General features: G+C 39.1%; 8 protein-coding genes. 4 read left to right on the top strand and 4 right to left on the bottom strand.

The genetic code is table 11. From position 1 onward, the window contains the following. Positions 1 to 43: 43 nt before the first annotated feature. The 4 genes from HUN22_RS13195 to rpsB form a co-directional block, all read right to left on the bottom strand. A complete protein-coding gene (locus tag HUN22_RS13195) occupies positions 44 to 868 on the bottom strand; it encodes a helix-turn-helix transcriptional regulator (RefSeq protein WP_174730180.1) in 825 nt (274 codons plus the stop codon). A gap of 106 nt (positions 869 to 974) precedes the next feature. Then, positions 975 to 1,460: a DUF3465 domain-containing protein gene (locus HUN22_RS13190; protein ID WP_174730177.1), complete on the bottom strand. Its 486-nt coding sequence runs from the start codon at positions 1,458 to 1,460 to the stop codon at positions 975 to 977. 65 nt (positions 1,461 to 1,525) lie between these two features. Beyond that, positions 1,526 to 2,401 (bottom strand): translation elongation factor Ts, encoded by an 876-nt coding sequence (gene tsf / locus HUN22_RS13185; protein WP_174730174.1) that lies wholly within the window; start codon positions 2,399 to 2,401, stop codon positions 1,526 to 1,528. Between the two features lie 137 nt (positions 2,402 to 2,538). Then, entirely contained in the window at positions 2,539 to 3,291 is a 753-nt protein-coding gene (gene rpsB, locus HUN22_RS13180; protein ID WP_002118204.1) for a 30S ribosomal protein S2, read from the bottom strand. A 210-nt stretch (positions 3,292 to 3,501) separates the two neighbouring features. Between rpsB and map the strand changes: the two genes are divergently transcribed. The 4 genes from map to HUN22_RS13160 all read left to right on the top strand — a co-directional run bounded on the left by map (position 3,502) and on the right by HUN22_RS13160 (position 8,798). Further along, positions 3,502 to 4,326, top strand: a complete 825-nt coding sequence (map, locus tag HUN22_RS13175; protein WP_046811653.1) for a type I methionyl aminopeptidase — start codon at positions 3,502 to 3,504, stop codon at positions 4,324 to 4,326. A gap of 206 nt (positions 4,327 to 4,532) precedes the next feature. Further along, entirely contained in the window at positions 4,533 to 5,651 is a 1,119-nt protein-coding gene (locus tag HUN22_RS13170) for an OmpW/AlkL family protein (RefSeq protein WP_174730171.1), read from the top strand. A gap of 415 nt (positions 5,652 to 6,066) precedes the next feature. Beyond that, on the top strand, positions 6,067 to 7,413 hold the full coding sequence (locus HUN22_RS13165; protein WP_174730168.1) for an MFS transporter: 1,347 nt from the start codon (positions 6,067 to 6,069) through the stop codon (positions 7,411 to 7,413). Between the two features lie 170 nt (positions 7,414 to 7,583). Further along, entirely contained in the window at positions 7,584 to 8,798 is a 1,215-nt protein-coding gene (locus HUN22_RS13160; protein ID WP_174730164.1) for an MFS transporter, read from the top strand. Positions 8,799 to 8,946 lie beyond the last annotated feature (148 nt).

Raw genomic sequence — 8,946 nt, 5'->3', positions numbered from 1 at the left:
GATTTATATTGAATAAAATTGCTGTAAATAAATTTTTAATAATCTAGTTATTTAGGCTAGCTACATATTGAGTAGGCGTCACTCCCATTGCTTTTTTAAAATGACGGTTAAAATGGCTTTGATCAGAAAAACCACATTGTTGTGCCACCATGGCAATTTGGTCACCCTGTTTTAATAACTGTCTCGCTTTTTGCAAGCGCGCTTGAACCAACCACGCATGAGGTGGTAAGCCTACATATTTTTTAAATTGTCTTAAAAAATGCCAAGCACTCAAACCGACCATGTCCGCCAAATCCTGTAAAGAAAAGTTCGCTTCAGGCATTTCTATCAACAACTCTTTAACCCTTAATATTTTTGAATACGCTTCTGGCAACTCACAAAAAGTATGATTTGATCTACTATGTCTTTTCATAAGACAAGCTAACGTTGTTAAATACATCGTTTCTTTGAGTAGGAAATTATCTTTTTGTTCTAATAAATCAAAAAGTAAACAAAGCTGTTGAGCCAAACCTAGGTCGTGAATCACAGCTTGTGGAAACCATGGTGCCCCATGTTGATTTTCAAAAAAATCCTGGCTAACTTCTGCCAACATTTCAGGTGTGGGATAGATTGCTCGATAACGCCACCCAGACTCAACAGCCGATGAGCCTGTATGAATCTCGTCAGCATTGACTAAAATAATATCGCCTTTAGGAGCCACATGTAGCTGTCCCGTCCTAAAAAAAGACTGTGCCCCCTCTTCAATCACACCAATACAGTATCCTTCATGAGTATGCTTTGAAAATTGTGTTTGGTGATAATGTGCTTTTAATAACTCTAAACCGCCCAATTCTCGCACATGCAGATAATCGGCTTGCTCCCGCTGCATAAATACGTCTCATCTATTCAATAAAAAAACCATAGCATGTTTTAACAAACTGAATAGAACAAAATTGCTCTATGAAAAGTAATCTGATTAAACGTTCACTTAGGTTTTATTGATAGATCTGTCCATCATGTTTAAGCCAACCACCTTCATGACGACCTTGAGGGTCGTGATGAGTCCAGTGCAAAACACCACCTTTTGGGTTGTATTCATATTCGCCATAAAACTCAATAATGTCACCTTTGTTTATATTAGAAACTCTAGGTGCTAAATCGATATTATGTGAGACTAAAATTGAAAGGCCATTGTTTAATACTAGAATAAACTTCTGGTGTCTCGACCCATCATTATCATCTCTTAAAATTGCTTTAACTCGGCCACTTCCCCGCACTTGAACATTACTTTGTCTTTGCTCGTAAGCAGCTTTTACAGTGTCCACCCCATTATTTGAAAGTGTAGTTTCATTACGCTGAGCTACGGGTATATTTGACGATGGTGATTGACTTTGCTTATTCCCAGATAAATCCAGACCAAAATATGCAGCAATCAATAAAATAATGACACCACCAATACTGAGATTTTTTTTAGTTGTCATTGTATCCCCTTATTTTAACTAAGATAAAAAAAGCCCCAATGGGGCTTTTTTTATTGTGATACGAATTACTTCGCAGCAGCTTGAGCAGCAGCAACTTCTTCAGCGAAGCTAAGTTCTGCTTTTTTCTCAATACCTTCACCAACTTCGAAACGTACGAAATTAGCAACAGTAGTACCAGTTGCTTTTAATACATCAGCAACTTTTTTGTCATTGTCGATTACGTACATTTGACGATCAAGAGCAACTTCGTTCAAATATTTATCAACTGAACCACTTACCATTTTCTCAACGATGTTAGCTGGTTTACCAGATTCTAACGCTTTCGCTTCAGCAATTTCTTTTTCTTTAGCGATAAGGTCAGCAGGAACAGCCTCAGCATTTACAGCTACTGGGTTGAATGCAGCAACGTGCATTGCAATACCTTTACCAGTATCAGCATCACCAGTATAAGAAACTACAACACCGATTTTTAAACCGTGTTTGTAGATAGCCAAGTTTTCGCCTTCAACGATTTTCGCGCGACGAACTTGGATGTTTTCACCGATTTTTTGAACAAGTGCAATACGAGCTTCTTCAACTGTTTGATCATCTGCTAATTTTAATTCAGCGATTTTAGCAGCATCAGTTTCACCAGCAGCCAATGCAGCAGTAGCAACAGCTTTTGAGAAGTTAGAGAAGTTTTCGTCTTTAGCAACGAAGTCAGTTTGACAGTTAACTTCAACTAAAATTGCTTTGTTGCCTTCTTGAACGATTGTGATTGCACCGTCAGCAGCAATGTTACCTGCTTTTTTAGCAGCTTTAGCTTGACCAGATTTACGAAGGTTATCAATAGCAAGCTCGATGTCACCGTTCGCTTCTGTTAATGCTTTTTTGCATTCCATCATTGCAAGACCAGTACGGTCACGTAATTCTTTTACCATGCTTGCAGTAATTGCAGTCATGTTGATCTCCTAAAATCGGTAGAAAATAAATCTGTTCAACAAAAACGGCCCAAAGAAACTCTGGGCCGTTTGCACTCTCGACGCTTAATTTGCCACCATTACATGTCGCAAAAATGACAAGCCTGCGTCAAAACGCATTAAGCCTCAGAAGCGTCTTTCGCAGCGTCATCGCCTTTTGCTTGAGCGTTCGCTTGAGATTGAGCGTATTCTTTACCAGCAAGAATTGCGTCAGCCATAGCTGAAGCATATAGAGTTACTGCACGGATCGCATCGTCGTTACCAGGAATAACGTAATCAACGTTGTCTGGGTTAGAGTTTGTATCAACGATACCGATAACAGGAATACCTAAGTTCTTTGCTTCTTTGATTGCAATCGCTTCGTGATCAACGTCGATTACAAATAATGCGTCAGGTAAACCACCCATGTTTTTAACGCCGCCTAAAGAGCGCTCAAGTTTTTCCATCTCACGAGCACGTTCTAAAGCTTCACGTTTAGTAAGCTTAGCAAAAGTACCATCTTGAGATTGAGTTTGAAGATCTTTTAAACGGTTGATAGATTGGCGAAGTGTTTTCCAGTTCGTCAACATACCACCTAACCAACGGTGATCTACATATGGTTGACCAGCGCGTTGAGCTTGTTCACGGATGATGTTAGAAGCAGCACGTTTTGTACCAACGAACAAAACTTTGTTCTTTTTGCTTGCTAATTGGTTAGCGAAGTTCAAAGCATCATTTAACGCAGGAACAGTGTGCTCAAGGTTGATGATGTGAATTTTGTTGCGCGCGCCAAAAATGTATTGACGCATTTTTGGGTTCCAGAAACGAGTTTGGTGACCAAAGTGCGCACCTGCTTGAAGAAGGTCGCGCATGCTTACGTTGTAATCTGCCATTTTCTTTACCTTAAAAGTTGGGTTAGGCCTCCATATATCCGCATTCTCCACCCTTTTACAGGCACCCAGAGTAATGTGACGATATATGTGCGGATTTTTTACTCCATCTATCAAAATTGTTCGTAAAAGATATTCACGAAAAGCATTTGATAAAATGGGCGGCTATTTATACCATAGACACTTGTAAATTACCAAAAGTTTTTAGAGATCATGAACAGTACTTATACAGCTCCACGTCGATTAATCAAAACTCCAGATGAAATTGAAAAAATGCGCATTGCGGGACGACTGGCGGCTGAAGTTCTAGAGATGATCAAGCCCCATATCAAGGCAGGTGTAAGTACACTTGAACTTGATACCATTTGTCGTAATCACATTGAAAATGTGCAGCATGCCATTCCTGCTTGTGTCGGCTATGGGGGAGCTCCTGGGCGCCCTGCTTTTCAACACTCTATCTGTACTTCGGTTAACCATGTTGTCTGCCATGGTATTCCCTCTGAAAATAAAATCTTAAAAAATGGCGACATTCTTAATATTGACGTGACTGTCATTAAAGATGGGTATCACGGCGACACCAACATGATGTATGTCGTTGGTGGTGAAACTTCTATTTTAGCGAACCGTTTATGTAAGGTTGCTCAAGAAGCGATGTATCGTGGAATGGCAACTGTTAGAGACGGTTCATATTTGGGGGATATCGGCCATGCAATCCAGAAATATGTTGAATCAGAACGTTTTAGCGTAGTACGTGAATATTGTGGTCACGGTATTGGAACTGTTTTCCATGATGAACCTCAAGTACTCCATTATGGTCAAGCTGGTACAGGCATGCGCTTAGAAGCAGGTATGACTTTTACGATTGAACCTATGGTAAATGCTGGCGTATGGCAAACTAAATTGTTAGGTGATAAATGGACGGTTGTAACGAAAGACCATAAACTTTCAGCTCAATATGAACATACTATTTTAGTTACTCAAACAGGTATTGAAGTTTTAACTGCTCGTCCTGAAGAAGACCTATCTCGCTTCAACTAATATTTTAACAAACTTAAATAAAAGGCTGCTTTGTGTAGCCTTTTATCATTTATTATGTATTTTTTATTAACAAACCATTCTAAATTTAAACAAATATTTCAAAAAAATTACAATTATTAATTTTTAATACACAATCAATTTAATAAAACACGGTATGGTGGGCTCAATAAAAATCAGTAAACAAATGCCGGACATGGAGTCCTTTTATGATGAAAAAGTCATTATTTTGTATGACAGCTGCCTTTTTTGCTCTGCCAACAGTCACTTATGCCGCTTCACCATATTTTAGTTTTAAAGATGGCGATGGCTTCAAACGTTTTTCTGTCTCTGCTGGTTGGCTCCATGCCATGCCTCAAGGCTCAGGAAATCCTGTCAATATCAATACTAGTGTTGCAGAAGGTACAACATCTAAAGTTGGAGATGTATCTACAAAAGCCGTTTTAGATGCAATCGATCAAAGTAAAGCTTCAGGAAAATTCTGGTATAGCACTATTAGCCTTCTTGATAAGTTTACAGACACCCTTCCCTCATCACTCGCGGGTACAGCAGAAGTTAATGGACTTTCTCAATGGGAACAACAAGGTTCTGGCTTAGAAGCTGATGATGTGGATACTGTTGGTCTTATGTTTAACTACAACTTTACGGATAATTTATCTTTAGAAATTAAAGGCGGTATTCCCCCTAAAGTAGATATTAATGGAAAAGGTAATATTTACGCCCCCCTTTCTGGAAAAGCGACTCCATTAAAAGATGGATCTTTGATTGGAGGAATCATAGGAGGTGGAATTTCTAATGCGGGTGGAGATATTCCTCTAAAACAAGACCTTCATATTACTGATCTTTTTCAGGGGGGCAAGGCTGCGACCGCACGTGCATGGTTGCCAGCAGTTGAACTACATTATCAGTTTGGTAAAACAGGTGTAAATAAGTTCCGTCCTTATATCGGAGCTGGCGTGATGTATGCATACTTTAATGATTTAAAAATGAATTCTGGTATTGAAGCTGATTTAATTCAAGCGGGTCACATGATCCAGAATATCCATGATGGTAAAGCTGGGGCAGCATTAGATCGCAAAACATCATCAGCAAATCCTATCGTGGAACTAGAAGCGACCGATACTTTTGCACCAATTGTGACTTTAGGTGCATCTTATGACTTCAACCCAAACTGGTTTGCTGTTGGTTCAGTTTCGTATTCTAAAATGAATAGTGAAGCAAAAATCTATGTGACTGACCAAAATACAGGCAAAGAGCTAATTAAAGCAAATACCAAAATTGATATTGATCCACTCATTACATATGTTGGTGTCGGTTATCGTTTCTAATCATTCTTAATCACAAAGCTATAAAAACTTATGCACGTTTTATAGCTTTCTTTCAATCTATAAGTTCCTAAAAATTGCTTCTTTTTAAATCAAAATGCTAAAAAAATGAGCATTTTTTATAAACATAATAGATAAAACAGACTTTCCATACTCCTATCACCCTCCTTTCATTTTGATGTTCCTTTTTTAGTTATTTTTACATCTACAAAGTAACTCAATAAAATTAAAAAGTAATTTTTCCCTTTTAGTAAAATTAATTTTTTGGCACGGCCCTTGCTTTACTCATAGCATGATGAATCAACGATGATTCGATGAACAAACCAAGACGGCCAACGATGTCCGCTCTGATCGGTCTGCAGATAGGCAATAAATTGCCATGCAAATTAAAATTTCGTTCAGTTCAGGGGGACGGCGTATGTCTTCAAATATCAATCTCGATGCAAAAAAAGCAACTGAGATTAAACTATTCAGTTTTTCAACTCCAGCAATGCGTGCCTTCCACATGACATGGCTCGCTTTCTTCGTTTGTTTTTTCGCATGGTTTGCATGTGCACCATTAATGCCCGTGATTAAAGGTGAGTTTGGTTTAACCAAGGACCAAATTGCCAATATTAATATTGCTGCTGTTGCTATTACGATTTTAGTGCGGCTTATTGTAGGGCCACTTTGTGATAAATATGGTCCACGTATTACCTATACTGCGCTTCTCCTACTTGGCAGTATTCCCGTATTTGGTGTAGCTGCTGCAAATAGCTATGAATCTTTCCTATTCTTCCGTTTGCTCATCGGCGCTATTGGTGCAAGTTTTGTTATTACGCAATATCATACAAGTGTCATGTTTGCCCCTAACGTGGTAGGTACAGCAAATGCAGCAGCGGCTGGCTGGGGAAATGCTGGTGGTGGTGCAACTCAAGCACTCATGCCTTTATTGCTGGGCGCAATTGTTATGTTTGGTGTTGAGCAAGCTATGGGCTGGCGTGTTGCATTAATCGTACCGGGCGTAATGATGGTCATTGTGGGTATTCTTTACTGGAAACTCACCCAAGACTGCCCTCAAGGAAACTTTAAAGAAGTTCGCGCACAAGGCATTGAAGTCGGTAGTGGTAAAAAAGGTGGCATGGCAATTTTAATGCAGGCTGCGCGTAACTACCGTGTCTGGATTTTATTTGTGGCTTACGGAGCATGTTTCGGAATCGAAATTTTCATCCATAACGTTGCAGCAATGTACTATGTTGATCAGTTCAAAATGGATTTAAAAACTGCTGGTTTAACTGCCGGAATATTTGGACTTTTAGCATTATTCGCTCGTGCGCTTGGCGGTATTATTTCTGATAAAGTCGCACTCAAAAAAGGGTTAGATGGTCGCACTAAAGTACTGGTGCTCATGATTTTGGGCGAAGGTTTATTCCTCATACTCTTTTCGCAAATGAATGTAGTTGCCCTTGCAATTATTTCTATGACAATTTTTGCACTGTTTACTCACATGGCTTGTGGTGCAACATATGCTCTCGTACCATTTATTGATCGTAATGCATTAGGTGGTGTTGCCGGCATTATTGGGGCTGGTGGCAATGTAGGTGCAGTTGCAGCTGGTTTCCTACTTAAAGGCTTACTTGATGTTCAAACTTGTCTATTTATTTTAGGTGGTTTGGTTATGGTCGCAGGCTGTAGCGTAATTCTAATTCGCTTCACGACTGAACATAAAGAAAAAGAGCAAGTACTTTTTGAACAAGCATTACTTGAACGTAATTCCGCAGCATAATTTCTACAAGAAGCAGGGATCAAAATGATGTCTGCTTCTTTAATTTTCTTCTCATAAAATACGATCCTTAAGAACTTTTTAATTTTGCTTAAATATTCCCTCCAACTATATCGATATTTTTCGATATATCTTCTACAATAAATCATCATTATTATAATTTTCCATTAATCATGACTAAAACTGGCAACCAATTTTCTCAGTCCCTCATCTATATGCTGATTGGCAGTGCAATTATTCTGGCACTTTCATTAGGTGTTCGTCATGGTTTCGGTCTCTACCTCGTACCGATGAGCCATGAATTTGGCTGGGGACAGCATATTTTTAGTCTTGCAATCGCTATGCAAAATTTAATCTGGGGTGCAGTTCAACCTTTTACTGGGGCAATCGCAGATAAATATGGCAGTAAAATTGTGGTTGCTGTTGGTGGACTACTTTATGCCCTCGGCTTACTACTAATGGCTTTTAGCTCAAGTATACTCATTTTGAATTTGAGCCTAGGTCTTATTATTGGCTTAGCTTTATCAGCAACTTCTTTCACGGTATTACTTAGTGCAGTAGGCCGAGCTGCTCCGCCTGAAAAAAGGAGTATGGCAATGGGTATTGCCAGTGCAGCAGGTTCTTTTGGTCAGTTTATTATGCTGCCTTCCACTCTACTCTTACTTAAAACAGTGGGATGGTCAGCAGCTTTAATGGTAAGTGCGCTATTAATTGCTCTTATCATTCCCTTGGCTTGGATGTTAAAAGGCCCTAGCACTCAAACACCAAAAGCAATTGCACAACCTCAGCTCACCTTTAAAGAAGTACTGAATATTGCCAGAAAACATAAGCCCTTCTGGTGGTTAGCTTTAGGCTTTTTAGTATGTGGATTCCAAGTTGTGTTCTTGGGTGTGCATTTACCTGGCTATTTAATTGACCACGGGTTTGATGCAGCTACTGGTACCGTATTTCTTGCTTTAGTTGGATTATTTAATATTGTAGGAACTTATGGTGCGGGCTGGTTAGGAGATCGGTTCTCAAAACCTAAATTATTAATGGCACTTTACGGCAGCCGTGGCATCGCAATCATCGCCTTTTTACTATTACCTCTAAGCACTTATACGGTATATGCTTTTGGCATCATTATGGGACTTCTATGGCTCTCTACAGTTCCTCTCACAAACGGCATTGTGGCAAATATGTTTGGTGTTAAATACCTTTCAATGTTAAGTGGTATTGTGTTTTTCACTCATCAAGTCGGTTCTTTCTTTGGTGGTTGGCTTGGCGGTGTTAACCATGACTTAACAGGTAATTACAATGCGATTTGGCTATGTTCAATAGCTTTGAGTATATTAGGGGTAATCGTACATTTCTTTGTAAATGAAGAGGCTATTATTCATGACGCATAATGCCTTACTTTTGAAAATAATTATGACTTTGCTCGTGATTACTCTTCTGGCCTGTTCAATCATTTTATGGAAACAAACTCCTGATTTATTTGTATATTTTAATCAAGCATTTTGTGCCCATTAGAGATATAGATAACCAGACGCATAC

The organism is Acinetobacter lactucae, from assembly GCF_013344765.1.
In the GTDB taxonomy this organism is placed as follows: Bacteria; Pseudomonadota; Gammaproteobacteria; order Pseudomonadales; family Moraxellaceae; genus Acinetobacter; species Acinetobacter lactucae_A.
Note: the sequence above shows the minus strand (reverse complement) of the source record. Positions and strands in the feature narration are given on the sequence as shown.

What these genes read in the sequence shown, in the direction of transcription:
- HUN22_RS13170 (WP_174730171.1), top strand. Translation starts at nt 4,533, where the DNA reads ATGATGAAAAAGTCATTATTTTGTATGACAGCTGCCTTTTTTGCTCTG.
- HUN22_RS13190 (WP_174730177.1), bottom strand. Translation starts at nt 1,460, where the DNA reads ATGACAACTAAAAAAAATCTCAGTATTGGTGGTGTCATTATTTTATTG.
- HUN22_RS13195 (WP_174730180.1), bottom strand. Translation starts at nt 868, where the DNA reads ATGCAGCGGGAGCAAGCCGATTATCTGCATGTGCGAGAATTGGGCGGT.
- map (WP_046811653.1), top strand. Translation starts at nt 3,502, where the DNA reads ATGAACAGTACTTATACAGCTCCACGTCGATTAATCAAAACTCCAGAT.
- HUN22_RS13160 (WP_174730164.1), top strand. Translation starts at nt 7,584, where the DNA reads ATGACTAAAACTGGCAACCAATTTTCTCAGTCCCTCATCTATATGCTG.
- HUN22_RS13165 (WP_174730168.1), top strand. Translation starts at nt 6,067, where the DNA reads ATGTCTTCAAATATCAATCTCGATGCAAAAAAAGCAACTGAGATTAAA.
- tsf (WP_174730174.1), bottom strand. Translation starts at nt 2,401, where the DNA reads ATGACTGCAATTACTGCAAGCATGGTAAAAGAATTACGTGACCGTACT.
- rpsB (WP_002118204.1), bottom strand. Translation starts at nt 3,291, where the DNA reads ATGGCAGATTACAACGTAAGCATGCGCGACCTTCTTCAAGCAGGTGCG.